The organism is Pseudomonas sp. FW305-3-2-15-E-TSA4 (assembly GCF_058787295.1).
Genome location: NZ_JBYSZP010000001.1, coordinates 455,207 through 480,184 on the forward strand (window position 1 = coordinate 455,207; position 24,978 = coordinate 480,184).

The window sequence follows — 24,978 nt, forward strand, 5'->3', positions numbered from 1 at the left end:
TCAGTGTTATCAAGGGCTTACGTTTCGTTACAGTGCCATGGCCCGTTATCAGGCTGACGAATGATCACAGACAGCCCCGGCAGGCCTGTCTAGATTGCAGGTTCCGGGCTCGGATGCGTCGGCAGTGAAGCCCACATAACAATAAAGAGACGGACCCATGCAGAACTCGACCCAAGCGGCGAATGCCTGGCGCATTCTGTTCCTGTTGTTCCTTGCCAACCTGTTCAATTTCTTCGACCGCACCATTCCGGCGATCATCATCGAGCCGATCCGCATGGAATGGCACCTCAGCGATTTTCAACTGGGAATCGTCGGCACCGCGTTCACCCTGGTTTATGCGATCGCCGGCCTGCCGCTGGGGCGCATGGCCGATACCGGTTCGCGCAGCAAACTGATGGGCTGGGGCCTGGCGACCTGGAGCGCGCTGACGGCGGTCAACGGGCTGGTCGGCAGTTTCTGGAGTTTTCTGCTGGTGCGCATGGGCATCGGCATTGGCGAGGCCAGTTATGCGCCGGCCGCCAACTCGCTGATCGGTGACCTGTTCCCGGCGCACCGTCGGGCGCGGGCCATGGGTATTTTCATGCTCGGCCTGCCGTTGGGCCTGTTGCTGGCATTCTTCACCATCGGCGCGATGGTCAAGGCATTCGACAGCTGGCGCGCGCCGTTCTTTATCGCGGCGGTGCCGGGGCTGATCCTCGCGGTGTTCATGTTCTTCATCAAGGAACCCAAACGCGGCGCGGCGGAAACCGTGCAGGTGTCCCAAGAGAGAGTCGACAAGCCTATCCGCCGGGTGCTGGCGGTGCCGACATTCCTGTGGCTGGTGATGGCCGGTTTGTGCTTCAACTTCGCCACCTATGCCTGCAACTCGTTTCTGGTGCCGATGCTGCAGCGCTACTTCCTGATGCCGTTGCAGGAGGCGGCGGTGGCGACCGGCGTGATCGTCGGCGTCACCGGGTTGATCGGTCTGACCCTCGGCGGCTGGATCGCTGACAAGATTCATCAACGAGTCGCCAACGGCCGGCTGCTGTTTGCCGGCTTCAGCCTGATCATCTCGACCCTGTGCACCGCGTGGGCGCTGCATGCCGGACGGGTCGAGATCGGCGTGTTCGTCGCGGTGTTCAGTGTCGGCTGGCTGTTTGCCTATAACTTCTACACCTGCGTGTACACGGCGATTCAGGACGTGGTCGAACCACGCCTGCGGGCCACGGCGATGGCGCTGTTCTTTGCCGGGCTGTACCTGCTCGGCGGCGGCTTGGGGCCAGTGGTGGTGGGGGCCTTGTCCGACCATTTCGCCAAATCGGCGATGATTTCGGCAGGCGCCGAACAGATGACTGAGGCGTTCAAGGCTGTGGGGCTGCATGACGCGATGTACCTGATTCCGGTGGCGCTGTTCTTGACCATGGTGTTTCTGTTTCTGGCGGCGCGCTGTTTTGTGCGCGATGCGCAGCGGATGAAGGAGGGGTTGGTGGCAGTGGTTGAGCCTGATGTTTCTGTGGCGACTGCATAACCGCCTTCGCGAGCAGGCTCGCTCCCACATTGGATCTCCAGCGTGAACACAATCCCTGTGGGAGCGAGCCTGCTCGCGAAAGGGCCAGTAGCATCACCGGATAAATAACAGACAAACAAAAAGGCCCGCATCGCTGCGGGCCTCTTCATTTATAGCGGTAGAGCAGGGGACTTAACCCGCCACCAGCACCCGGATCGCTTCCAGGCGCAATGCCGCTTTATCCAGCATCGCCAGACCCAGTTCACGCTGCTTGCGCAACGCATCCAGTTCGCTGTCACGTACAGTCGGGTTGACCGCTTGCAACGCGGTCAGGCGCGCCAGTTCTTCCTCGGTGTCCGCCGCCAGACGACGACGGGCCTCGGCCACGCGCTCGGCGTGACGCGGGGTGATCTTGTCTTCACCGGCGTTGATCCGTGGCGTCAGCTGATCGCGCTGGGCCTGGATGAACTTGTTGGCGCTGGCGCGTGGCACGCTTTCCAGTTGATCGTTCAAGGTTTCGAACGAGACGCGGGCCGACAGATCGTTGCCGTTGGCGTCGAGCAGGCAGCGCAGGGCGGCCGGTGGCAGGTAGCGACCCAGTTGCAGCGAACGCGGTGCAACCACTTCGCTGACGTAGAGCAGTTCCAGCAGCACGGTGCCCGGTTTCAGCGCCTTGTTCTTGATCAGCGCGACGGCGGTGTTGCCCATCGAGCCGGACAGCACCAGGTCCATGCCGCCCTGCACCATCGGGTGTTCCCAGGTGATGAACTGCATGTCTTCGCGCGACAGCGCCTGGTTGCGGTCGTAAGTGATGGTCACGCCTTCGTCATCGCCCAGCGGGAAGCTGGCGTCGAGCATCTTCTCGCTCGGCTTGAGGATCAGGGCGTTTTCCGAATGGTCTTCGCTGTCGATGCCGAACGCGTCGAACAGGGTTTCCATATAGATCGGCAGGGCGAACTGATCGTCTTGCTCAAGGATGTCCTCGACCAACTGATCGCCTTCGCCCGAACCGCCGGAGTTGAGCTCCAGCAGACGGTCGCGGCCGGTGTGCAGCTCGGCTTCCAGACGCTCACGCTCGGTGCGCGCCTCGTCGATCAGCGCTTGCCACTCACCGTCGTCGGCTTCTTCAAGCAGCGGCAGCAGGCGCGGGCCGAACTGATGCTGCAAGGCGTTGCCGGTCGGGCAGGTGTTGAGGAACGCGTTCAGCGCTTCGTGGTACCACTGGAACAGGCGCTCTTGCGGGCTGGTTTCCAGGTACGGCACGTGCAGTTCGATGATGTGCTTCTGGCCGATCCGGTCGAGACGACCGATACGCTGTTCAAGCAGATCCGGGTGCGACGGCAGATCGAACAGCACCAGGTGGTGAGCGAACTGGAAGTTGCGACCTTCACTGCCGATTTCCGAGCAGATCAGCACTTGCGCGCCGAACTCTTCGTCGGCGAAGTAGGCGGCTGCGCGGTCACGCTCAAGGATGTTCATGCCTTCGTGGAACACCGTGGCCGGGATGCCGGAGCGCACGCGCAGCGCGTCTTCCAGGTCCATCGCGGTTTCGGCGTGGGCGCAGATCACCAGCACTTTGGTGCGCTTGAGCATTTTCAGCTGATCGATCAGCCACTCGACGCGCGGGTCGAATTTCCACCAGCGCTCTTCTTCGCTGGCGTCCGGCTGGGCCTGGAAGCTGACTTCCGGGTACAGCTCGGCGTGATCACCCAGCGGCAGTTCGAGGTATTCGTCCGGGCATGGCAGCGGGTACGGGTGCAGTTTGCGCTCGGGGAAACCCTGCACCGCGGCGCGGGTGTTACGGAACAGCACGCGGCCGGTGCCGTGGCGGTCGAGCAGCTCGCGCACCAGACGCGCGCTGGCTTCGCTATCGCCATCGTTGACCGCGGTCAGCAGGGCTTCGCCTTCGTTGCCGAGGAAACCGTGGATGGTCTTGTGCGCTTCCGGCGACAGGCGCCCTTTGTCGAGCAGTTCCTGAACGGCTTCGGCCACCGGGCGATAGTTCTCGCTCTCGGCGCGGAACGCGGCCAGGTCATGGAAACGGTTCGGGTCGAGCAGGCGCAGACGGGCGAAGTGGCTGTCCTGACCGAGTTGTTCCGGGGTCGCGGTGAGCAGCAGCACGCCGGGAATCACTTCAGCCAATTGTTCGACCAGCGAGTACTCGGGGCTGGCCTTGTCTTCGTGCCACACCAGGTGGTGGGCTTCGTCGACCACCATCAGATCCCAGCCGGCGGCGAACAAGGCGTCCTGCGCCTTCTCGTCTTCGACCAGCCACTCCAAGGCAACCAATGCCAGCTGGGTGTCTTCGAACGGGTTGGTGGCATCGCTTTCGATGAAGCGTTCTTCGTCGAACAGCGCGACCTGCAGGTTGAAGCGGCGGCGCATTTCCACCAGCCACTGGTGCTGCAGGTTTTCCGGCACCAGGATCAGCACACGGTTGGCGCGGCCCGAGAGCAGTTGGCGATGGATCACCAGACCGGCTTCGATGGTTTTCCCCAGACCCACTTCGTCCGCCAGCAGAACCCGCGGCGCGATACGGTCGGCGACTTCACGGGCGATGTGCAGTTGGTGCGCGATCGGTTGCGCACGCACGCCGCCCAGGCCCCAGAGCGAAGACTGCAACTGGCGGCTGGTGTGTTCCAGGGTGTTGTAGCGCAGGGAGAACCACGACAGCGGGTCGATCTGCCCGGCGAACAGACGGTCGCTGGCCAGACGGAACTGAATGAAGTTCGACAGCTGGGTTTCCGGCAGGGTGACGGCTTCGTTCTGCCCGTTGAGGCCGTGATAGACCATCAGCCCGTCGACGTCGTCGACTTCGCGCACGGTCATCTTCCAGCCTTCGAAGTGAGTAATGGTGTCACCCGGCGAGAACCGCACGCGGGTGAGGGGCGCATTCCGTAGCGCGTACTGGCGGGTTTCGCCAGTGGCCGGGTAAAGCACGGTCAACAAGCGGCCGTCCTGTGCCAGAACGGTGCCTAAACCAAGCTCTGCTTCGCTGTCACTGATCCAGCGTTGCCCCGGTTGATACTGCTGCGCCATGCTGCCTGACTCCCACCTTGAAAAAGCGGGCTATCTTAACGGAATGCAGGCTTCAGGGCCAAAGATTACTGGGCAGAAGCTGCCGCAGACAGCGATCTTCTGATCTTTGGAAACACTTGAGTTTTGTGATGTCCGATTAAAAGATCGCAGCCTGCGGCAGCTCCTACAGGTGCCAAATGCGTCACAGATTTGCGACGGATGGCTCAAGGCGCCTTTGCCGCAGCCGATAGCCTGCTGACAGGAGACCCTTTATATGCTGCCACCGATGCTCCCCCTGAGCGCTGTGCCGATCACTTCCCAGCAGGATCCGATTCGCCAGCGGCCGGACATTCCTCCGGTGGTGCCGGTGCAGGAGAGCTCCAACGAAAGCACGATCGATCTGCAAAAGCGCGATCCGGAAGAGGATCGACTGCTGGCGCGCGAGGAACAGCGCCGTCAGCAGGAGCGTGATCGTCGCCGTCGCGAAGCCGACGAAGACCCGGAAGAGCATCTGGCCGTGCCGGGCACCGAGCTGAATGCCGACAACACCGTGCCGGTGGTGCCGCTGATGGAAGATCAGCCGCGTCAGGGCTTGTGGGTCGATATCGAGATCTGAGTCTGCTTATTTACATCAATTGTTGTCGAGCGCTGGCGTCAGGCTGCATGATTGGCGCAGTCCTGCCTCTGATGCGGCAGTTGTGTTTTCTTCAAGTGATGCGCTGAACGTCATGAGCCAAGATGAAAAACTGATCGACCTCGGCACCGAGCGCGCCAAGCGTGTGCATGATCTCAACGAAAAGCGGCTGAACGAAGTGCGCAAGGCCTTCGAGCAAGCCATGCCGTTGGGAAAAGCCCAGAAAAAGCCGAAAAAGAAACCGAAAAAGCGTTGATCTTCCCCTGCATCCTTTGATGCAGGTCAGTTATTTTCCCGCCTTTACCTTCTGTGTTGACCGGACTTGATCCTGGTCAATTTCTGCGCCTGCGCGATTGGTTAACTTAGCTCCATCGCAGCAAAGCAGGGGCCAGGAGGCCACAGTCATGTTTTTCGATAACGTGGTGTTTGCCGGGGTTCTGACCGTGGGGCTCATGGTTCTGTTTTTTGCCGGGTTTGGATTTTTTATCTGGAAGGATGCGAATAAGCGCAAGAAGTAGGTCTTTCCGGGTTTGATGAGCACGCAAGGCATTTTGGGCGACTTCGGTTGCCCTTTTTTTTGTGTCTTGGCGGCCTTTGGGCCGACCAGACTTTGGGTGTGCTTTGTGAATATCCGTTGCTGCGGTAACGGCGGCTTAGGGTTCCGCCCTTACGGCGGGTCACCTTTTCCAAACGCCGAAAAGGTAACCCAAAAGGCTTTACCCTGACGTTCGGCCCTCGCTTAGGCTCGGGTTCCTTCGCTGCGGGATTCATCCGGGGGGCAGCGCCTACGGTTTGCTTCGCTGCACCTCCTCTCGCTGTGTTTGGCTGCGCCAAACGGTCGCTGCGCTCCCACCCCCGGATAAACCCCTCCACTCAGCCTGCCGACGGGCCCTCAGATCAAAAGCTTTACTCGAGCTAACGCTCATCGTGTTGAGTGGTGGAAAAGCGTGCGCTCGGCTTTTGCTTTTTTGTAGGAGCCAGCCTGCTGGCGATGGCGGCCTACGAGCCGACCGATCTCTGACTGAATGCACTCATCCAACTGTGGGAGCGAGCTTGCTCGCGAAGGCGGCCTGACAGCCGACCAAATCTCAAAACTGAATACACCCAATCCCCTGTAGGAACTGCCGAAGGCTGTGATCTTTTGATCTGCTTTGGCTTTGGCTTTGGCTTTGGCTTTGGCTCTTGCTCTTGATGTGGCTTTTGATCTTCAGCCCCTTCGGCAGGCCGAGCGTAGGTGTCCATCAGGGGGTTAGGCGCGCAGCGCCATGCGGCGAAGCCGCATACATCGAGAGGAGGTGCAGCGAAGCAAACCGGAGGCGATGCCCCCGGATGGACACCGTAGCGAGGGAACACTGAGCCTAAGCGAAGTGCCGTACGCCGGGGCAAGACTTTTTGGTTACTTTTGAGGCGTTTGTCAAAAGTGACTCGCTGTAAGAGCGAAACCGCCAGCGGCAGCACCCGAAGCAACGGATATGCCCCCAATCCAACTCTCAACCAAAACAAAACAAAAAAGGCGCGATCCTCACGAATCACGCCTTTCTCATGTGCTGCGGTCTATCAGCTACCCAACGCTTTGGACGCCAACCAGAACAACCCAGCCGACAGCGCCACAGTCGCCGGCAAGGTCAAAACCCACGCCAGCAGGATAGTGCGAACAGTCCCGCCCTGCAGGCCGCTCTTGTTGGCGACCATGGTGCCGGCCACGCCCGAGGACAGCACGTGAGTGGTCGATACCGGCAGACTGAAGATGTTGGCCATACCGATCAAACTGGCGGTAGTGATCTGCGCCGACATGCCCTGGGAATAGGTCATGCCCTGCTTGCCGATCTTCTCGCCGATGGTCAGTACCACGCGTTTCCAGCCGACCATGGTACCCAGGCCGAGGGCCAGGGCGACCGCGAGAATCACCCAGAACGGGGCGTATTCAGTGGTGGTGGTCAGGTCTTTGCGCAGTTTGTCCAGGTCAGCCTTCTCACGCGCTTCCAAGCCTGGCAGCTTGCCGACTTTCTTCGCGGTGTCGTCCAGGCACAGCAAGTAGCGACGGACTTCGATGCGGCTTTCCGAGGACAGCGAATGGTAGTCCGCTACACCTTTAAGGGTGCCAAGCAGGGCGTTGATGGTCGGTTCGGTCTGCTGCGGGTTGCAGCGGAATTTCTCCGGCAGGTCGCCTTCAACGCTTTTGCCCAGGGCCAGGAATTCGCCCAGGGAATCGGCATTGCGCTTGTAGAACTGGCTCAGGTGCAGGGTCGCGTCGCGGGTGCGCTCGATCTGGTAGGTGGTGCTGCTCAGGTCGAGGACGAACTGCGCAGGCACGATACCGATCAGTACCAGCATGATCAGGCCGATGCCTTTCTGGCCATCGTTGGAACCGTGCACGAAGCTCACGGCCATGGCCGAAATCACCAGAACCAGACGGTTCCAGAACGGCGGGTGCTTCTTGTCGTCGATCTTGCGGCGCTGTTCCGGGGTCTTGTGCATCTTCGACAGCGGGCGCCACCACTTCAGGCCGATCAGGATCAGCGCGGCAATCAGGAAGCCAGCCATTGGCGAAAACACCAGCGAGGCGCCGATGTCGATCGCTTTCTGCCAGTTCACGCCGTCGGCCAACGGGATGTTGTTGATCAGGGCATTGGCCAGGCCGACACCGAGGATCGAGCCGATCAGGGTGTGGGAACTGGAGGCCGGGATACCGAAGTACCAGGTGCCCAGGTTCCAGGTGATCGCCGCGGCGAGCAACGAGAACACCATCGCCAGGCCATGGCCGGTATTCACATTGATCAGCAGTTCTACCGGCAGCAGGTGAACAATGGCATACGCCACGCCAACGCCGCCCAGCAACACGCCGAGGAAGTTGAACACACCGGAGAAGAACACCGCCAGGTGAGGCGGCATGGCTTTGGTGTAGATAACAGTGGCTACCGCGTTAGCGGTGTCATGAAATCCATTGATGAACTCGAAGGCGAGGACAAACGTCAGGGCGAGCAAGAGGCTCACAAGCACCCAAGCATCCAGTCCGCTGAATAAATCGATCATGAAGGTTTTCTGACCCGGTCATAAGGGGGCGCGATTATGCCAGAAAAGACTGGAAATCGATCCCCTACCTGCTCATCGGTAGCAATCAATGTCGAATTAAATTGTTGCAAGGTGCAAAGCCCTAGCGTGACGCAGGGTTTTTTAAGTCATTGATTAGCTTGTAAAAACCTTTGGGCAGCAAGCAATTTGTCGAGCGCGCGCGAGCCTCAAACGCCTGTGTGAAATATCTCTGAAACGAGTCAGACACGCTCCTTTCCCGTGCAGGCCGGGGGAGGTAGGCCGCTGCCCGCGGATAGCGGGCGCGCAAGGCATGGTCGGGTCACCGTGCTTTTAGCCGGTGGCGACGCAGACCCTCGAAAATCTCAGGATCGCCCGTTCAGGGCTCTTCGGTTTTGAGTTCTTCTTCCATCTTTTTCAGTTCTTGCTGGAAAACCTGATCCTGAACGGTGGGGCGTTTGCGCCATGCCTTGCGTTCCGGTTCGGGTTGCGCGGCGTAGGTGGTGACTTCCCCGCCGTAAACTTCCTTGTAACGTTGTTCCTGGCGCTCAAGTTCCGCGCGCAGTTCGTCTTTCGTCACAGTGCTACCTGTTTGAGTTGAGATAAATATCTGGTGAAACGCACGGCAACGAGTCGATTGAACACGTCCACCAAAGGGCCATGCCGGTTCAGGCATTGGCGTTATCGGCAGGGCGATCAAGACTTCCATGTTGCAGGCGGCTACGGCACCAGATTAAAACTGACGCAGCATCAGTTTCCTGTTTCAGCAAGCGCGCTGGCGGTGCATGACTAATGAGCGTCAGGCGCTGGCCGGGCTGACGGCAATAGGCATCGGGTCAGCGGGCGGCACCCTCGGCCAGTGAAAACGTGGCGCCACTGAGGTGCATTATAGCGGTCGATTCGGGAATGACTATCTTTGCCAAGTTAAAAACGGTTCGGGATGTGTGATCGTTTTGTTACTGACAAGTTTTATCGCTAGTTGAAATTCGCCGAAACCTTTTAAGCACTCGCGTTCAGTTTCTGGCGCCATTAAGTCGATCAACTAATGAGGCATGCGAAGTTGGATGAACAGGCAGGTGAACGAATGAAGAAGCCGAGAAGGACAGAGGCTGATGGATTGCGATTATCGGTCGGCGGTTCGATAATCGCCCAATCTTGGCGTCCCGGTGCTTGTGCATTTGCCGGCGAGCCGCTTGTATGGCCATTGATTCGTGCCGCAAAAAAGGACAAGAAATGAACGATCAAATGCGCAACTCCTTCACCTCCGTGGCGCCGCCGATCGTCGCGTCGCCCGCCAAGCGTATCCAGGCGCTGACCGGCGATCCGGATTTCATGACCTCGCTGGCCCGTGGCCTGGCGGTGGTGCAGGCGTTTCAGGAGCGCAAGCGACACCTGACCATCGCGCAGATCAGCCACCGCACGGAAATTCCCCGCGCTGCTGTGCGCCGTTGCCTGCACACTCTGATCAAACTGGGTTACGCCACCACCGATGGCCGCACGTACTCGTTGTTGCCCAAAGTGCTGACCCTCGGCCACGCGTATCTGTCGTCGACGCCGCTGGCGGTGTCGGCCCAGCCGTACCTCGACCGCATGAGCGAGCAACTGCACGAAGCCTGCAACATGGCCACGCTCGAAGGTGACGACATTTTGTACATCGCCCGCTCGGCGACCACGCAACGGCTGATCTCGGTGGACCTGTCGGTGGGCGGGCGTCTGCCGGCCTATTGCACATCGATGGGCCGCATCCTGCTGGCGGCGCTGGACGACACCTCGCTGCGCGAATACCTCGACCATGCCGAACTGGTGGCCAAGACCAGCCGTACGCTGCATACCCCGGAAAGTCTGCTCGAATGCCTGCAGGAAGTACGGCAGCAGGGATGGTGCATCGTCGATCAGGAACTCGAACAAGGCCTGCGTTCGATTGCCGTGCCGGTTTACGATGCGTCGGGCCAGGTGGTGGCGGCGCTTAATGTCAGCACCCACGCCGGCCGCGTCAGCCGTACCGAACTGGAACAACGCTTCCTGCCGGGCCTGCTCAGTGCCAGCCGCGACCTCAGCGCGCAGTTGTTCGCCTGATGAAGCTGTTCGATAAACGCACAGTGTTGCGTTTATCGAATTGACGCTAAAAGCCCCGGATCATTAATGTCGCGGCAGCGTCATCCGGCGCAGATTTGAATGAGCCTGCCGGATTGTCGACTCCCATAATAATGACAAGAGGCAACTCACCATGCGCATGCTCCCCGACTGTCTCAGCTCCATTCCCTGTTGCCGGATTCACCGCAACGCCTGATATCGATCTTCTATTCTTGTGACCGTGCCGCTCTTTGGCCGGCCGCCGTTCGACTGCGTTTTTTGCGTGGAATAAAAATAATGAACCAGCCTCAGTCCGCTGTAGGTAACTGCCTCGACGTGCAGACCTTCATCAATGCCCAACCGATCTCGCGCTATCAGTGGCGGGTGGTGATCCTGTGTTTCCTGATTGTATTTCTCGATGGTCTCGACACCGCGGCGATGGGTTTTATCGCGCCGGCACTGTCCCAGGACTGGGGCATCGACCGCGCCAGCCTTGGCCCGGTAATGAGCGCCGCGTTGATCGGCATGGTCTTCGGCGCACTGGGTTCCGGCCCGCTGGCTGACCGCTTCGGGCGCAAAGTGGTGCTGGTTGGCGCGGTGCTGCTGTTCGGCGCTTTCAGCCTGGCCTCGGCCTACAGCACCAACGTCGAGCAACTGCTGGTGTTGCGCTTCCTCACCGGCCTCGGTCTGGGCGCCGGCATGCCCAACGCCACCACGCTGCTCTCGGAATACACCCCGGAGCGCAAGAAATCCTTGCTGGTGACCAGCATGTTCTGCGGCTTCAACCTCGGCATGGCCGGTGGCGGATTCATTTCGGCGAAGCTGATCCCGGCGTTCGGCTGGCACAGCCTGCTGCTGATCGGCGGGATCCTGCCACTGATCCTCGCGGTGGTGCTGCTGTTCTGGCTGCCGGAGTCGGCGCGTTTTCTGGTGGTGCGCAATCGCGGCACCGACAAAGTACGCAAGACCCTGTCGCCGATCGATCCGGTCGCCGTTGCGCAAGCCTCGAGTTTCAGCGTACCGGAACAGAAAACCGTCAAGGCGCGCAACGTGTTCGCGGTGATTTTCTCCGGCACCTACAGCGTCGGTACCTTGCTGCTGTGGCTGACCTACTTCATGGGCCTGGTCATCGTTTATCTGCTGACCAGTTGGCTGCCGACCCTGATGCGTGACAGCGGCGCGAGCATGGAGCAGGCGGCGTTCATTGGCGCGTTGTTCCAGTTTGGCGGGGTGTTGAGTGCGGTCGCTGTGGGTTGGGCGATGGACCGCTTCAATCCGCACAAGGTCATCGGCACGTTCTACCTGCTGGCCGGGGTGTTTGCCTACGCGGTAGGGCAGAGCCTGGGCAATATCACATTGCTCGCGACCTTGGTGTTGGTGGCGGGTATGTGCGTCAACGGCGCGCAATCGGCGATGCCGTCTCTGGCGGCACGGTTTTATCCGACCCAGGGGCGCGCGACCGGGGTCTCGTGGATGCTCGGGATTGGTCGCTTTGGCGCGATTCTCGGGGCGTGGATGGGCGCGACGTTGCTGGGGTTGGGCTGGAACTTTGAGCAGGTGTTGACGGCGCTGGTGATTCCGGCGGCGTTGGCGACGACTGCGGTGGTGATCAAAGGCATGGTCAGTCATGCGGATGCGACCTGAGTCGAGTCATTTCGATTTGCGTTGAATGTTCCGACGCCTTCGCGAGCAAGCCCGCTCCCACAGGGAAAGCACATTTCAAATGTGGGAGCGGGCTTGCTCGCGAAGCTTTTGCTTGTGATTGATAGGGTGATAACAATCCGTTCGATAAACGAACACTCAGTCGATTATCGGATTGTTTGGCGATTTTCAGCGGCTTAATCTGCAGTGACTCCGGCGCCGAACCTCGCGCCTTTTTATCACTGGCGATCCACTACAAAAACGGGAGCCCGCTCCATGGCTGAGATCCTTTCGCTGCACGACGCGGTGAAGCAATTCGTCAACGACGGCGACACCGTCGCGCTCGAAGGCTTCACTCACCTGATTCCGACAGCCGCAGGTCATGAAATCATTCGGCAGGGCAAGAAAGATCTGACCCTGGTGCGGATGACGCCTGACCTGATCTACGACCAACTGATCGGTGCCGGTTGTGCACGCAAGCTGATCTTTTCCTGGGGCGGCAATCCGGGTGTGGGTTCGCTGCACCGTCTGCGCGATGCGGTCGAGAAGCAGTGGCCGCATGCCCTGGAAATCGAAGAGCACAGCCACGCCGACCTGGCCAATGCCTACGTCGCCGGCGCTTCCGGCCTGCCGTTCGCCGTACTGCGGGCCTACGCCGGTTCCGACCTGCCGAAGGTCAACCCGCTGATCAAGTCCGTGACCTGCCCGTTCACCGGTGAAGTGCTGGCGGCCGTGCCGTCGGTGCGTCCAGACGTCACCGTGATCCACGCGCAGAAAGCCGACCGTCAGGGCAACGTGCTGCTGTGGGGCATTCTCGGGGTGCAGAAAGAAGCGGCACTGGCGGCCAAGCGCTGCATCGTCACCGTCGAGGAAATCGTCGACAACCTCAACGCCCCGATGAACGCTTGCGTGCTGCCGACCTGGGCCTTGAGCGCGGTTTGCCACGTACCCGGCGGCGCGCATCCGTCCTACGCCCACGGTTACACCGAGCGTGACAATCGCTTCTATCAGGCGTGGGATCCGATCGCCCGCGACCGTGAGACGTTTACCGCGTGGATCAACGAATACATCCATGGCTGCGCTGACTTCAGCGAGTTTCAGGCCAAGTTGGCCGCTGCTTCGGAGGCCAAGTAATGACTTACACCACCAATGAAATGATGACCGTCGCTGCGGCCCGTCGCCTGAAGAACGGCTCGGTGTGCTTCGTCGGCATCGGCCTGCCGTCGAAAGCCGCCAACCTTGCGCGCCTGACTTCGTCGCCGGACGTGGTGCTGATCTACGAATCGGGTCCGATTGGCGCCAAGCCGAGCGTGCTGCCCCTGTCGATCGGTGATGGTGAACTGGCGGAAACCGCCGACACCGTCGTGCCGACCGGTGAGATTTTTCGCTATTGGCTGCAGGGTGGGCGCATCGACGTCGGTTTTCTCGGCGCCGCGCAGGTCGACCGTTTCGGCAACATCAACACCACTGTGGTCGGCGACTATCACGCGCCGAAAGTGCGCCTGCCGGGTGCCGGTGGCGCGCCGGAGATCGCCGGTTCGGCGAAGAGCGTGTTGATCATCCTCAAGCAGTCGGCGCGTTCGTTCGTCGACAAGCTCGACTTCATTACCTCGGTCGGTCATGGCGAGGGCGGCGATTCGCGCAAGCGTCTGGGCCTGCCGGGTGCCGGCCCGGTCGGGATCATTACCGACCTGTGCATCATGGAGCCGGAGCAGGGCACCCACGAATTCGTGGTCACCGCCCTGCACCCAGGGGTGACCCGCGAGCAAGTGGTCGCCGCCACCGGTTGGGCCATTCGTTTTGCCGACAACGTTGAAACCACGGCGGCACCGACCGAGGTGGAACTCACTGCACTGCGCGATCTCGAAGCGCGCACCGCCGCCGCCCACGGCCAGGCACCGGGAGAAGCATGATGCGTGACGTGTATATCTGCGACGCAATTCGCACCCCCATCGGCCGTTTTGGCGGCGGTTTGTCCGCCGTGCGCGCCGACGATCTGGCCGCCGTGCCGATCAAGGCGCTGATGGAACGCAATCCCTCAGTGGACTGGAACGCGATCGACGAAGTGTTCCTCGGCTGCGCCAACCAGGCTGGCGAAGACAACCGCAACGTGGCGCGTATGGCGCTGCTGCTGGCGGGCTTGCCGGAGAGCGTGCCGGGCGTGACCCTCAACCGTCTGTGTGCTTCGGGCATGGACGCGATCGGCACTGCTTTCCGTGCGATTGCCAGTGGCGAGATGGAGCTGGCGATTGCCGGCGGCGTCGAGTCGATGTCCCGCGCGCCGTTCGTGATGGGCAAGGCGGACGCAGCGTTCTCGCGCAACATGAAGCTGGAAGACACTACCATCGGCTGGCGTTTCATCAACCCGCTGATGAAAGCCCAGTACGGCGTCGACGCGATGCCGCAGACCGCCGACAACGTCGCCGACGACTATAAAGTGTCGCGCGCCGACCAGGACGCTTTCGCCCTGCGCAGTCAGCAACGCACGGCCGCCGCGCAGGCTGCGGGTTACTTCGCCGAGGAAATCGTCGAAGTGCGGATCACCCACAAGAAGGGCGAAACCGTGGTCAGCCAGGATGAGCATCCACGCGCCGACACCACGCTTGAAGCGCTGACCAAACTCAAACCGGTCAATGGCCCGGACAAGACTGTCACCGCCGGCAACGCGTCCGGGGTCAACGACGGCGCCGCCGCGCTGATTCTCGCGTCGGCGGAAGCGGTGAAAAAACACGGCCTGACAGCACGGGCCAAAGTGCTGGGTATGGCCAGCGCCGGTGTTGCACCTAGGGTGATGGGCATCGGCCCGGTGCCGGCGGTGCGCAAACTGATCGAGCGTCTCGGCGTGGCGGTCAGCGATTTCGATGTGATCGAACTCAACGAAGCCTTCGCCAGCCAAGGCCTGGCAGTGCTGCGTGAATTGGGTCTGGCGGATGATGCGCCGCAGGTCAACCCGAACGGTGGCGCGATTGCCTTGGGCCACCCGTTGGGCATGAGCGGGGCGCGACTGGTGCTGACCGCGTTGCATCAGCTGGAAAAGACCGGCGGCAAGAAAGGTCTGGCGACCATGTGCGTCGGCGTCGGGCAGGGTCTGGCCCTGGCCATCGAACGCGTCTGACGCAGCGCGTCGACTGATAAGAACTGAGGAAAGCGAAATGACTGACAAGCCTGGCTACCGTCGTCCGCAGGAAGGCACCCAGCCTGAATACCTGCACCCGACGTATCAATCCACCAACCTGCGCTCGCCGTCCAAGCCGTTGGTGTTTCTGCCGCATTCGTTGTCGGAGATCACCGGCCCGACCATCGGTGCCGAACGCGTCGCCGAGAAAGACAACGACCTGACCGCGCAGCACGATGGCGAGCCGTTGGGCGAGCGCATCATCATTCACGGCCGTGTGCTCGACGAAAACGGTTTGCCGGTGCCGGGGATTCTGGTGGAGATCTGGCAGGCCAACGCCGCCGGTCGCTACAACCACAAGCGCGACCTGCACGACGCACCGCTGGACCCGAACTTCACCGGCACCGGCCGCACCGTGACCGACGCCGATGGCTGGTATCAGTTCCAGACCATCAAGCCCGGCGCCTATCCGTGGGGTAACCACCACAACGCGTGGCGCCCGGCGCACATCCATTTCTCGCTGTTCGGGCCGAGCATCCTCACCCGTCTGGTGACGCAGATGTATTTCCCCGGCGACCCGCTGCTGGCCTACGACCCAATCTACAACTGCGTGCCGGACACCTCCGCCAAGGAACGTCTGATCGCCGCTTTCGATCTGGAAAAAACCATTCCGTCCTACGCCCTCGGCTATCGCTGGGACATCGTCTTGCGCGGCCGCGACGCCACGCCGATGGAGAAATAAGATGACGCTGACTGCCACCACGTCCCACACCGTCGGGCCGTACTACCACATCGGCCTGACCTGGCTGAACCGCGAAAACCTCGCGGTCGAACAAACCCTCGGCGAGCGCGTGGCGATCACCGGCCAAGTCGTTGACGGCAACGGCGATGTGGTCAACGACGCGATGCTCGAAGTCTGGCAGGCCAACGCCGCCGGCAAGTACGCGCACCCGGAAGACGAGCAGGACAAACCGCTGGATCCGCACTTCGAAGGTTTTGGCCGGGTGCCGGTGGACGCCGAAGGGCGCTTCCGTTTCACCACGATCAAACCGGGCACGGTCGAAGGCCTGAAGGGCTCGACCCAGGCCCCGCATCTGGTGGTGCTGGTGTTTGCCCGTGGTCTGGTCAAGCACTTGCTGACACGCATCTACTTCGAAGGCGATCCGGCGAACGTCAATGATCCGCTGCTGGAATGTGTGCCGGCCGAGCGCCGCGGGACGTTGCTGGCGAAGCCGGATGCGGCGGGTGTTTATCAGTGGAATGTGATTTTGCAGGGCACTGAGGCGGAGACGGTGTTCTTCGATTATTGAAGTACACCCCAAAACCTTGTAGGAGTGAGCCTGCTCGCGATAGCGGTGGATCAGACGAATAAGGGCTGAATGACAAACCGCAATCGCGAGCAGGCTCACTCCTACAAGGGAACTGTGTTGCAGATGGAACTGTGGAACGGGACTGTTGCGAAGTGTGTCTAGACTCTCACCTGTCCCTTCAGAGTAAAAAACAATGACCACTACCACCGCTCATTACACCGGCGAGGAGCGCAGCAAGCGCATCTTCGCCATTGTCGGTGCCTCGTCCGGCAACCTCGTCGAATGGTTCGACTTCTACGTCTACGCCTTCTGCGCGATCTATTTCGCCCCGGCGTTTTTCCCCTCCGACAACCCCACGGTGCAACTGGTCAACACGGCCGGGGTGTTCGCTGCCGGGTTTCTGATGCGCCCGATTGGCGGCTGGATTTTCGGGCGGCTGGCGGACAAGAAGGGCCGCAAGACCTCGATGATGATTTCGGTGCTGATGATGTGCTTCGGCTCCCTGCTCATCGCCTGTCTGCCGACTTACGCCAGCATCGGCGTCTGGGCTCCGCTGCTGTTGCTGTTCGCGCGGCTGTTGCAAGGCCTGTCGGTGGGCGGCGAGTACGGCACCACCGCCACCTACATGAGTGAAGTCGCGCTCAAGGGCCAGCGCGGCTTTTTCGCCTCGTTCCAGTACGTGACGCTGATTGGCGGGCAACTGCTGGCGGTGTCGCTGGTGGTGATCCTGCAACAGTTCCTCAGTGAAGATGAACTGCGTGCTTACGGCTGGCGCATTCCGTTTGTGGTCGGTGCGGTGGCGGCGGTGATTTCGCTGTTCCTGCGTCGCTCCCTGAAAGAAACCACCAGCAAGGAAATGCGCGAGAACAAGGACGCCGGCAGCATCCGCGCGCTGTTCCGTGATCACAAAGCCGCGTTCATCACCGTGCTCGGTTACACCGCCGGTGGCTCGCTGATTTTCTACACCTTCACCACGTACATGCAGAAGTACCTGGTGAACACCGCCGGCATGCACGCCAAGACCGCCAGCTACATCATGACCGGCGCGCTGTTCCTGTACATGTGCATGCAGCCGCTGTTCGGCATGCTCGCCGACAAGATCGGCCGACGTAATTCGATGCTCTGGTTCGGCGCGCTCGGCACGCTGTTCACTGTGCCGATCCTGTTGAGCCTGAAAAGCATCAGCAGCCCGATTCTGGCCTTTGTGCTGATCACCGTGGCGCTGGCGATTGTCAGTTTCTACACCTCGATCAGCGGCCTGGTGAAAGCCGAAATGTTCCCGCCGGAAGTCCGCGCCCTCGGCGTCGGTCTGGCCTATGCGGTGGCCAACGCGATCTTCGGCGGTTCGGCGGAATACGTGGCCCTGAGCCTGAAAGCCGGGGGCATGGAAAACGCCTTCTACTGGTACGTCACGGTGATGATGGCGGTGGCGTTCCTGTTCAGCCTGCGCCTGCCGAAACAGGCGGCGTACTTGCACCACGATCTGTAAACCGATGAGCGCGGGCCGCGATGGCCCGCGCCGGCAAGGACTGTTTATGACTCAGCGACCGGGCAATCAATTGTTCGATGCCTACTTCACGGCCCGCGATATGCGCGAGGTGTTCTGCGATCAGGGCCGGGTGCAGGCCATGCTCGATTTCGAAGCGGCGCTGGCCCGGGCCGAGGCGCGGGTCGGGGTGATTCCGGCGTCTGCCGTGGCGCCGATTGCCGCCGCTTGCAACGCCGGCCTGTATGACTTCGCGGCGCTGGGCGAGGCGATTGCCACGGCCGGCAACTCGGCGATTCCACTGGTCAAGGCATTGGGCAAGCAGATCGCCGCGAGCAGTGCCGAGGCCGAGCGCTATGTGCATCTGGGCGCTACCAGTCAGGACGTGATGGATTCCGGGCTGATTTTGCAATTGCGGCAGGCGCTGGAGCTGATTGAAAACGATCTGGCAGCGCTCGCCGATTCGCTCGCCACCCAAGCCCAACGGCATGCGGCGACACCCTTGGCCGGGCGCACCTGGCTGCAGCACGCCACGCCCGTCACCCTCGGGATGAAGATCGCCGGTTGGCTCGGCGCGGTGAGCCGCAGCCGTCAGCGTCTGCGCGAACTCAAACCACGGCTGCTGGTGCTGCAATTCGGCGGCGCTTCCGGCACCCTCGCGGCGCTCGGCGAGCAAGCGCTGCCGATCGCGCAGGCGTTGGCCGAAGAGCTGCAACTGACTTTGCCTGAGCAACCGTGGCACACCCAGCGGGATCGCATCGTCGAGTTCGGCGCGGTACTCGGTTTGATCGCCGGCAGCCTCGGCAAGCTCGGGCGCGACGTCAGTCTGTTGATGCAGACCGAAGCGGCGGAAGTGTTCGAGCCGTCGGCGCCGGGCAAGGGCGGTTCGTCGACCATGCCACACAAGCGCAATCCGGTCGGCGCGGCGGTGTTGATCGGTGCGGCGACCCGGGTACCGGGGCTGGTCTCGACGCTGTTCAGCGCCATGCCGCAAGAGCACGAGCGCAGCCTCGGTCTGTGGCATGCCGAATGGGAAACCCTGCCGGAAATCTGCTGCCTGGTGTCCGGTGCGCTGCAACAGGCGCGCCTGCTGGCCGATGGTCTGGAAGTCGATGCCGAGCGCATGGCGCGCAATCTGCAATTGACCCAAGGGCTGGTGCTGGCCGAAGCGGTGAGCATCGTTCTCGCGCAGCGGGTCGGCCGCGACAAGGCGCATCACCTGCTCGAACAATGTTGCAAACGCGCGGTGGCCGAACAGCGCCACCTGCGTGCGGTACTCGGCGACGAGCCGCGAGTGACCGCCGAACTGAGCAGCACCGAACTCGATCATCTGCTCGACCCCGCGCATTACCTCGGCCAGGCGCAAGTCTGGGTCGAGCGCGCGGTGGCCGAACATAACGCATTGTCTGTCTGATAGGAGAGAGCTGTGGCTTTCGTTCAACTCGCCGATGGCGAACTGCATTACGTTATTGAAGGCCCGGTCGACGCACCGGTGCTGGTGCTGTCCAACTCGCTGGGCACCGACCTGCACATGTGGGACGCGCAGATGCCAGCATTCACCGAGCATTTCCGGGTGCTGCGTTTCGACACCCGTGGTCACGGCCAGTCGCTGGTGACGCCGGGGCCTTACAGCATCGAGCAACTGGGCCGCGACGTGCTGAGTCTGCTGGATGCGCTGCACATCGAGCGTGCGCATTTCTGCGGACTGTCGATGGGTGGCTTGATCGGCCAGTGGCTGGGGATCAATGCCGGTCATCGTCTGCACAAGTTGATCGTGTGCAACACCGCCGCGAAGATCGGTGATCCATCGGTGTGGAACCCGCGCATCGAAACCGTGTTGCGTGATGGCCCGGCAGCGATGGTCGCATTGCGTGATGCGTCGATTGCCCGTTGGTTCACGCCTGATTTTTCCGCGGCCAATCCGGCCGCGGCGAAGAAGATCACCGACATGCTCGCGGCGACTTCGCCTGAAGGTTATGCGGCCAATTGCGCGGCAGTGCGCGATGCCGATTTCCGTGAGCAACTGGCCTCGATCAACCTGCCGTTGTTGGTGATTGCCGGTACTGAAGATGCGGTGACGCCACCGTCCGGCGGGCATTTCATTCAGGAGCATGTGCGCGGCGCCGAGTACGCCGAGTTCTATGCCGCGCACCTGTCCAACGTGCAGGCCGGTGCCGCTTTCAGTGATCGTGTGTTGGCGTTTCTGAACGCTCAGTGAGGGGAAGTTTGTGGACGAGAAACAACGTTACGACGAAGGCCTGCAAGTACGCCGTGCGGTATTGGGTGATGCCCACGTTGATCGCAGCCTGAATGCGCTGACCGAGTTCAACTCGGAATTCCAGGAGATGATCACGCGTCACGCCTGGGGCGACGTCTGGACCCGTCCGGGCCTGCCACGGCACACGCGCAGCCTGATCACCATCGCCATGCTGATCGGGATGAACCGCGAGGCCGAGCTGAAATTGCATCTGCGTGCGGCGGCCAACAACGGTGTGAGCCGGAGCGAGATCAAGGAAGTGATCATGCAGAGCGCGATTTATTGCGGGATCCCGGCGGCGAATGCGACGTTCCATCTGGCGGAGTCGGTGTGGGATGAACTGGGAGTCGAATCCCGGGAGTGATGATGCCTGAACTGACGCCTTCGCGAGCAAGCCCGCTCCCACATTTAGAATGCATTTCCCCTGTGGGAGCGGGCTTGCTCGCGAAAGCGGCAGACGCCGTGATGCATCAATCAGCACAGGCACTCAAACCCTGGCAACAATGAAAATCCACTCCCACATTGGGAATGCATTTCCCTGTGGGAGCGGGCTTGCTCGCGAAAGCGGCAGACCTCGTGATGCATCAATCAGCACAGGCACTCAGACCCTGGCAACAATGAAAGTCCACTCCCACATTTGGCATGCATTTCCCTGTGGGAGCGGGCTTGCTCGCGAAAGCGGCAGACGCCGTGATGCATCAATCAGCACAGGCACTCAAACCTTGGCGACAATGAAAATCCGCTTGAATGGAAACAGCGTCTGCCCGTTTTCCTCCGGCGGGTAATGCTTATGCACCCGCATCAGGTAGTGGTAGATAAACCGCGCCTGTTCCTGAGACGTCAGTGCCTGCATCACCGGCCGCAGCGCCGAGACCTTCACCCAGTCGTACACCGGTGACTTGCCGTCAACCACTTGCAGTTGCTCGGTTTCCCAGATCTCCAGCGACGTGGTCAGCGGCGCCAGCACGCGGTAATAGTCCTCCAGTGTCAACAATGACCGCGCGGCCATGCACTGGCGCAGTTGCGGTGTGCCGATGGGGGTGTGTCCCGGTCCGGCATGGTCGAGGGTGTCGAGCATCAATCGATACCACAAGGCATCGCGCCAGTCCGGCATGTGCACCGCCAGACAGCCGCCCGGGCGCAGATACCCCAGCAGGCGCGGCAGCAGGTATTGATGATCGCCAATGAAATGCAGCACCGCCGCCGCGAGCAGCAGATCGGCCGGTTGTTCAGGTTGCCAGTCGAGCAGGTCGCACTCTTGCCATTGGGCGTTGATCGGCAGGCACCGGGCCTGATCAAGCATCTGCCGCGAGCTGTCGACACCCAGCAACTGCGCACGCGGCCAGCGCTCGGCCAGCCGTTGAGTGGCGATGCCGGTGCCGCAGCCCAGGTCATAAATTCGTCTGGGGTCGTGCAGATCGATACGGTCGAGCAATTCGTTGACCGGGCGTTGCCTGAGACGGGAAAACTGCTGGTACGCCTTGGCGTCCCAGTGGGTGCAGGCGTTCCCTGCCGTTTCGAGTTTGGCGCTCATGAGGAGGTCCTCTCTGGCGGATTTACAGTTGTCGTCCAATGACGTTGAGGGTTTTCAGGACAACGGCCACGCCTTTGCGTGTGTCCTCTTCATTCAGCAGTTTGAGCAACGCCAGAGTCCCCGGCGCCGCTGACTGTGCCGATACTTCGGCTTTGGCTACGCGCACTGCATTACTGACTGTCCAGATGGCGGCTGTGCTGCTCTCGAACAATTGCGCGAGTTTTTCCACCATGGCCGGGTCGAGCAGATCGGCGATATCGGAAACCAGGGAAAGCAGGTCGACAATATTCTCCAGGCGTCCGCCATCGATTAACGGTTGCAGTTTTGCCATCAAGGCAGTGAACCCGGGCGTGGCTGACATTTCCTCGGGCATGTTCATGAGCAATCACTCCTCCCTGTGCAGGGTCAAAGCATTCCCCGGGCCACCGCCCAGTAAAGACCGCGATTGAAACCGTTTCTGAGCAGACCGCCCAATTTGGTCGGGGGTGTCGGCAACACATCGTGGGCGTAGTCGTACCACAGTGGCATCCCGGCATTCAGGCCCATTTGGGCTACCGCCTGTACCCGACCGTCGTATACCGAGTTGGGTGCGCCAAGACGGATCTGGGCCGTGATGTTGTTGGCGATCACCGGCGCCTGGTTATGACAGGCGCCGCCGGCCTTGCTGACCGGCAGGTCGACGGTGTCGCCGATCACGTAGACATTCTCCAGACCGTAGACCTGCAGCGTTTCGTGATTGGTCGGCAGCCATCCTTCATCATTGGCGGCTTGTGAGATGCCGCACTCACGCACTACCTCGACGGCCTGGATTGGCGGGGTAGCCATCAAGATGTCGAAGGGTTGCGCATCGCCCTCGATTGAGTAGGCGATTTTTGCATCAGGATCCACATGGCTCAGGGTGAAGCCGCGCTGAAATTGAATGTTTTTCCGGGCAAAAATGCTCGGCAGGATTTCACCGGTGGGACGCTGCAAGAACAGACAATTGCGCAATAGCTGGGCAACCGTCGGGTAGGTGTAGATGATTTCCACTTGCTCGCGAACACCCCGGCGACGCAATAAATCATCCAGCATCAATGTCGTTTCCACGGGCGCGATTCCGCATTGGTGCGGTACGTTCGGTGTCTGCGGGAAGGACACGGTAATGAAAATCCGGCCTTTTTCGATGGTGTTCAGGCGTTGCGCCAGCTGCCGGGCAGGAAGGTATTGATAAAAGTGGTCGCCGGCTTCTTGCAGACCCTCGATGCGTTCCGGCGCCGGCACGCAGCCGGTGGCGATCACCAGAAAATCATAGTCGAAGCGCTTGCCGGTTCGGGTGCGCAATTGCTGCCCGGAAAAGTCGAAACGGGTGACTTCTTCAACGTGGAAACTGATTTCCGGGCGCAGCAATGAGCGTTCCGGACGTTTGAGTTCCTCTTCGAAGAACTGACTGAACGCCACGTACATGAACGCAGGTTTGTAGTAATGATCGGGGGAACTGGACAGCAATGTGATCGAGACGTCGCCGCGTAGAACTTCGGGATACAGCTTGCCGACCAGTTGATTGGCCAGCATGGTTCCACCTACACCGCCACCGACGATAACTATTCGCTTGCTCATACCTGACCTCCGTGGCCAAGGCAGCTTCGCGTACAGCATCCGGAGATAACGGAAGAAAACTAAGGGCTCCTACAGCAGGCTGGAGAATTTACACACTCTGTTGACTGTATCTGCGCTTCGACAAATCGCCAGTCCGGGCTGACCAGTGGTTGATGCCGGCGCCACTCATGCAGCGCCGGCGTGCGGGTTCAGAGCAGGCTGATCGGATAGCTGATGATCAGACGGTTTTCGTCGAACTCGTTGTTGCTGAAATCGCGGCGCATGGTCGAGTTGCGCCAGCGCACGTTGAGGTCGCGCAGGGCGCCGCTCTGTACGGTGTAGCCCAGTTCCGATTCGCGGCCCCATTCCTTGCCATCGGTGATGGTTCCGGTGTGCACGTTGTCGCCGCTGATGTAGCGGTTCATCAGGGTCAGGCCGGGGATGCCCAGGGCGGCGAAGTTGTAGTCGTGGCGCACCTGCCAGGAGCGTTCCTGAGCGTTGTCGTAGCTTGCGTTGTAACTGTCGTTGGCCAGGGTGCCGCCGCTGGTGCCGTTGACCCGCATCCAGGCGCTGTCGCCGGTGAGTTTTTGCAGGCCGACGTAGAAGGTGTTGCCGCCGTAGCGGGCCGAGAACATCCCCGACCAGGTCTTGTTGTCGAGTTCGCCGGCGCGGGCGCTGCCGTCGTCCTTGCCGTAAAAGAAACCGAGGTTGGCGCCCAGCGTCCAGTCGCCGAGTGGCTGGCTGTGAGTCAGGTTGAGGTATTGCTGGCTGTAGATGTCCTTGAGCTCGGCGTTCCACAGGCCGATCTGCGTGCGTTTTTCGTTGAAAACGTACTCGCCGCCCTGAAAGTTGAAGCGATCAGAGGTGAACGCCGCTTTGCCGAACATCGACATGTCGCTCATGCTGCTGTCGTCGCGCGGGCTGTTGGCGCGGAACTGCCCGCCGTACAGGGTCAGGCCATCGATTTCCTTCGAGGTGATCTGCCCGCCACGAAAGGTTTGCGGCAGCGAACGGCCGTCGTCCGAACGCAGGATCGGCAGCACCGGCATCCATTCGCCAACCTTGATTTCGGTCTGAGAGAGCTTGGCCTTGAACGCGACGTTGGTGCGACCGAAGTTGTCCGCCGGCCGTCCGTCGTGATCCAGCGGCAGCAGTTGCGTGCCACCGGTGCCTTTGCCGCCATCGAGTTTCACCGAGTACAGGCCGAGCACGTCCATGCCGAAGCCAACGGTGCCTTGGGTGAAGCCGGATTTGGCGTCGAGGATGAAGTTCTGCGTCCACTCTTCAGCCTTGCCCTGAGCCTTGGTCGGGTTGGTGAAGTTGCGGTTGATGTAGAAGTTGCGCAGGTTGAGGTTGACCTTGGCACCTTCGACGAAACCGGCTTCTTCGGCTGCGGCGGGGAGGGCGACGCCGGTCAGGGCCAGGGCGATCAGGCCGGGGAGTGCGTACGGCGCAGTGGGATGAGTCATCGCAGGGTCTCTTGTTATTTTTTTAGGTCGAACGGAGCCGTTGCCGCCATTTTCGGGGCGGGCACGAGCTTGCAGAATCAGGGATGAAGCGGCGGCGATCAGCCGGACGGGACAGGGCGCGGGAGCATGGTGTCGAACCTGTTGTTATTGGTTTTGTGGAGCGAATGGTGCGGGGGGCGGTGTGCGGGATTCAATCGGGGAAAGCGGGTTTTGGGCGATTATCGAACGCAAGATACAGCTGGATTTTATAGTGTCTGTCAGGGCCTCTTCGCGAGCAGGCTCGCTCCCACATTTTGGAATGCGATCCCCTGTGGGAGCGAGCCTGCTCGCGAAGGGGCCAGCCCAAACCA

General features: G+C 61.0%; 22 protein-coding genes. 15 read left to right on the forward strand and 7 right to left on the reverse strand.

Features of this window, described 5'->3' with window-relative positions:
* The first annotated feature begins 157 nt into the window (after positions 1–157).
* Positions 158–1,507, forward strand: coding sequence for a spinster family MFS transporter (locus AC3WMV_RS02185; protein ID WP_103369033.1), 1,350 nt, complete (start codon positions 158–160; stop codon positions 1,505–1,507).
* Between the two features lie 171 nt (positions 1,508–1,678).
* On the opposite strand, the gene rapA is transcribed toward AC3WMV_RS02185, so the two are convergent.
* Positions 1,679–4,525 carry an RNA polymerase-associated protein RapA gene (gene rapA, locus AC3WMV_RS02190; protein ID WP_103369032.1) on the reverse strand — a complete coding sequence of 949 codons (2,847 nt, stop codon included), beginning with the start codon at positions 4,523–4,525 and terminating at the stop codon, positions 1,679–1,681.
* 253 nt (positions 4,526–4,778) lie between these two features.
* Between rapA and AC3WMV_RS02195 the strand changes: the two genes are divergently transcribed.
* From AC3WMV_RS02195 to ccoM, 3 genes are all read left to right on the forward strand, one after another.
* Positions 4,779–5,120, forward strand: coding sequence for a hypothetical protein (locus AC3WMV_RS02195; RefSeq protein WP_003222394.1), 342 nt, complete (start codon positions 4,779–4,781; stop codon positions 5,118–5,120).
* Between the two features lie 112 nt (positions 5,121–5,232).
* On the forward strand, positions 5,233–5,394 hold the full coding sequence (locus AC3WMV_RS02200; RefSeq protein ID WP_096797040.1) for a hypothetical protein: 162 nt from the start codon (positions 5,233–5,235) through the stop codon (positions 5,392–5,394).
* A gap of 148 nt (positions 5,395–5,542) precedes the next feature.
* The gene (ccoM, locus tag AC3WMV_RS02205; RefSeq protein ID WP_003222396.1) at positions 5,543–5,656 is read left to right on the forward strand and encodes a cytochrome c oxidase subunit CcoM; all 114 of its coding nucleotides are present in this window, start codon (positions 5,543–5,545) and stop codon (positions 5,654–5,656) included.
* A 1,039-nt stretch (positions 5,657–6,695) separates the two neighbouring features.
* Here the strand turns inward: ccoM and AC3WMV_RS02210 are convergent.
* Both AC3WMV_RS02210 and AC3WMV_RS02215 read right to left on the reverse strand, forming a co-directional pair.
* Positions 6,696–8,171, reverse strand: coding sequence for an inorganic phosphate transporter (locus AC3WMV_RS02210; RefSeq protein ID WP_003222397.1), 1,476 nt, complete (start codon positions 8,169–8,171; stop codon positions 6,696–6,698).
* A gap of 376 nt (positions 8,172–8,547) precedes the next feature.
* Positions 8,548–8,748: a hypothetical protein gene (locus tag AC3WMV_RS02215; RefSeq protein WP_003222398.1), complete on the reverse strand. Its 201-nt coding sequence runs from the start codon at positions 8,746–8,748 to the stop codon at positions 8,548–8,550.
* A 653-nt stretch (positions 8,749–9,401) separates the two neighbouring features.
* Between AC3WMV_RS02215 and pcaR the strand changes: the two genes are divergently transcribed.
* The 11 genes from pcaR (at position 9,402) to pcaC (ending at position 20,414) form a co-directional block, all read left to right on the forward strand.
* Positions 9,402–10,244, forward strand: coding sequence for a pca regulon transcriptional regulator PcaR (pcaR, locus tag AC3WMV_RS02220; protein ID WP_007963153.1), 843 nt, complete (start codon positions 9,402–9,404; stop codon positions 10,242–10,244).
* 294 nt (positions 10,245–10,538) lie between these two features.
* Positions 10,539–11,885, forward strand: a complete 1,347-nt coding sequence (gene pcaK, locus AC3WMV_RS02225) for a 4-hydroxybenzoate transporter PcaK (RefSeq protein WP_047601129.1) — start codon at positions 10,539–10,541, stop codon at positions 11,883–11,885.
* 273 nt (positions 11,886–12,158) lie between these two features.
* Complete coding sequence (locus AC3WMV_RS02230) at positions 12,159–13,016, forward strand: CoA transferase subunit A (RefSeq protein WP_003222404.1); 858 nt, start codon at positions 12,159–12,161, stop codon at positions 13,014–13,016.
* Complete coding sequence (locus AC3WMV_RS02235) at positions 13,016–13,795, forward strand: CoA-transferase subunit beta (RefSeq protein ID WP_027614392.1); 780 nt, start codon at positions 13,016–13,018, stop codon at positions 13,793–13,795. The genes AC3WMV_RS02230 and AC3WMV_RS02235 overlap by 1 nt, the downstream gene beginning before the upstream one ends.
* Entirely contained in the window at positions 13,792–14,997 is a 1,206-nt protein-coding gene (gene pcaF, locus AC3WMV_RS02240; protein WP_178085262.1) for a 3-oxoadipyl-CoA thiolase, read from the forward strand. Before AC3WMV_RS02235 ends, pcaF begins: the two co-directional genes overlap by 4 nt.
* Before the next feature lie 37 nt (positions 14,998–15,034).
* A complete protein-coding gene (gene pcaH / locus AC3WMV_RS02245; protein ID WP_027614394.1) occupies positions 15,035–15,739 on the forward strand; it encodes a protocatechuate 3,4-dioxygenase subunit beta in 705 nt (234 codons plus the stop codon).
* Position 15,740: 1 nt separating this feature from the next.
* Positions 15,741–16,307, forward strand: a complete 567-nt coding sequence (gene pcaG, locus AC3WMV_RS02250; RefSeq protein ID WP_003222412.1) for a protocatechuate 3,4-dioxygenase subunit alpha — start codon at positions 15,741–15,743, stop codon at positions 16,305–16,307.
* A 193-nt stretch (positions 16,308–16,500) separates the two neighbouring features.
* Complete coding sequence (locus tag AC3WMV_RS02255; RefSeq protein WP_041070509.1) at positions 16,501–17,796, forward strand: MFS family transporter; 1,296 nt, start codon at positions 16,501–16,503, stop codon at positions 17,794–17,796.
* A gap of 46 nt (positions 17,797–17,842) precedes the next feature.
* Positions 17,843–19,207 carry a 3-carboxy-cis,cis-muconate cycloisomerase gene (locus AC3WMV_RS02260; RefSeq protein WP_103369030.1) on the forward strand — a complete coding sequence of 455 codons (1,365 nt, stop codon included), beginning with the start codon at positions 17,843–17,845 and terminating at the stop codon, positions 19,205–19,207.
* Between the two features lie 12 nt (positions 19,208–19,219).
* A complete protein-coding gene (gene pcaD / locus AC3WMV_RS02265) occupies positions 19,220–20,011 on the forward strand; it encodes a 3-oxoadipate enol-lactonase (RefSeq protein ID WP_103369029.1) in 792 nt (263 codons plus the stop codon).
* A 10-nt stretch (positions 20,012–20,021) separates the two neighbouring features.
* Positions 20,022–20,414, forward strand: a complete 393-nt coding sequence (gene pcaC / locus AC3WMV_RS02270; RefSeq protein WP_103369028.1) for a 4-carboxymuconolactone decarboxylase — start codon at positions 20,022–20,024, stop codon at positions 20,412–20,414.
* Positions 20,415–20,765: 351 nt separating this feature from the next.
* Here the strand turns inward: pcaC and AC3WMV_RS02275 are convergent, their stop codons facing one another.
* The 4 genes from AC3WMV_RS02275 to AC3WMV_RS02290 form a co-directional block, all read right to left on the reverse strand.
* Entirely contained in the window at positions 20,766–21,584 is an 819-nt protein-coding gene (locus AC3WMV_RS02275; RefSeq protein WP_103369027.1) for a methyltransferase domain-containing protein, read from the reverse strand.
* A gap of 22 nt (positions 21,585–21,606) precedes the next feature.
* Positions 21,607–21,963, reverse strand: coding sequence for a DUF1641 domain-containing protein (locus tag AC3WMV_RS02280; protein WP_103369026.1), 357 nt, complete (start codon positions 21,961–21,963; stop codon positions 21,607–21,609).
* 26 nt (positions 21,964–21,989) lie between these two features.
* Positions 21,990–23,180 (reverse strand): NAD(P)/FAD-dependent oxidoreductase, encoded by a 1,191-nt coding sequence (locus AC3WMV_RS02285; protein ID WP_103369025.1) that lies wholly within the window; start codon positions 23,178–23,180, stop codon positions 21,990–21,992.
* A gap of 188 nt (positions 23,181–23,368) precedes the next feature.
* Entirely contained in the window at positions 23,369–24,628 is a 1,260-nt protein-coding gene (locus AC3WMV_RS02290) for an OprD family porin (protein ID WP_103369024.1), read from the reverse strand.
* Positions 24,629–24,978 lie beyond the last annotated feature (350 nt).

What these genes read in the sequence shown, in the direction of transcription:
- AC3WMV_RS02185 (WP_103369033.1), top strand. Translation starts at nt 158, where the DNA reads ATGCAGAACTCGACCCAAGCGGCGAATGCCTGGCGCATTCTGTTCCTG.
- rapA (WP_103369032.1), bottom strand. Translation starts at nt 4,525, where the DNA reads ATGGCGCAGCAGTATCAACCGGGGCAACGCTGGATCAGTGACAGCGAA.
- AC3WMV_RS02195 (WP_003222394.1), top strand. Translation starts at nt 4,779, where the DNA reads ATGCTGCCACCGATGCTCCCCCTGAGCGCTGTGCCGATCACTTCCCAG.
- AC3WMV_RS02200 (WP_096797040.1), top strand. Translation starts at nt 5,233, where the DNA reads ATGAGCCAAGATGAAAAACTGATCGACCTCGGCACCGAGCGCGCCAAG.
- ccoM (WP_003222396.1), top strand. Translation starts at nt 5,543, where the DNA reads ATGTTTTTCGATAACGTGGTGTTTGCCGGGGTTCTGACCGTGGGGCTC.
- AC3WMV_RS02210 (WP_003222397.1), bottom strand. Translation starts at nt 8,171, where the DNA reads ATGATCGATTTATTCAGCGGACTGGATGCTTGGGTGCTTGTGAGCCTC.
- pcaR (WP_007963153.1), top strand. Translation starts at nt 9,402, where the DNA reads ATGAACGATCAAATGCGCAACTCCTTCACCTCCGTGGCGCCGCCGATC.
- pcaK (WP_047601129.1), top strand. Translation starts at nt 10,539, where the DNA reads ATGAACCAGCCTCAGTCCGCTGTAGGTAACTGCCTCGACGTGCAGACC.
- AC3WMV_RS02230 (WP_003222404.1), top strand. Translation starts at nt 12,159, where the DNA reads ATGGCTGAGATCCTTTCGCTGCACGACGCGGTGAAGCAATTCGTCAAC.
- AC3WMV_RS02235 (WP_027614392.1), top strand. Translation starts at nt 13,016, where the DNA reads ATGACTTACACCACCAATGAAATGATGACCGTCGCTGCGGCCCGTCGC.
- pcaF (WP_178085262.1), top strand. Translation starts at nt 13,792, where the DNA reads ATGATGCGTGACGTGTATATCTGCGACGCAATTCGCACCCCCATCGGC.
- pcaH (WP_027614394.1), top strand. Translation starts at nt 15,035, where the DNA reads ATGACTGACAAGCCTGGCTACCGTCGTCCGCAGGAAGGCACCCAGCCT.
- pcaG (WP_003222412.1), top strand. Translation starts at nt 15,741, where the DNA reads ATGACGCTGACTGCCACCACGTCCCACACCGTCGGGCCGTACTACCAC.
- AC3WMV_RS02255 (WP_041070509.1), top strand. Translation starts at nt 16,501, where the DNA reads ATGACCACTACCACCGCTCATTACACCGGCGAGGAGCGCAGCAAGCGC.
- AC3WMV_RS02260 (WP_103369030.1), top strand. Translation starts at nt 17,843, where the DNA reads ATGACTCAGCGACCGGGCAATCAATTGTTCGATGCCTACTTCACGGCC.
- AC3WMV_RS02275 (WP_103369027.1), bottom strand. Translation starts at nt 21,584, where the DNA reads ATGAGCGCCAAACTCGAAACGGCAGGGAACGCCTGCACCCACTGGGAC.
- AC3WMV_RS02280 (WP_103369026.1), bottom strand. Translation starts at nt 21,963, where the DNA reads ATGAACATGCCCGAGGAAATGTCAGCCACGCCCGGGTTCACTGCCTTG.
- AC3WMV_RS02285 (WP_103369025.1), bottom strand. Translation starts at nt 23,180, where the DNA reads ATGAGCAAGCGAATAGTTATCGTCGGTGGCGGTGTAGGTGGAACCATG.
- AC3WMV_RS02290 (WP_103369024.1), bottom strand. Translation starts at nt 24,628, where the DNA reads ATGACTCATCCCACTGCGCCGTACGCACTCCCCGGCCTGATCGCCCTG.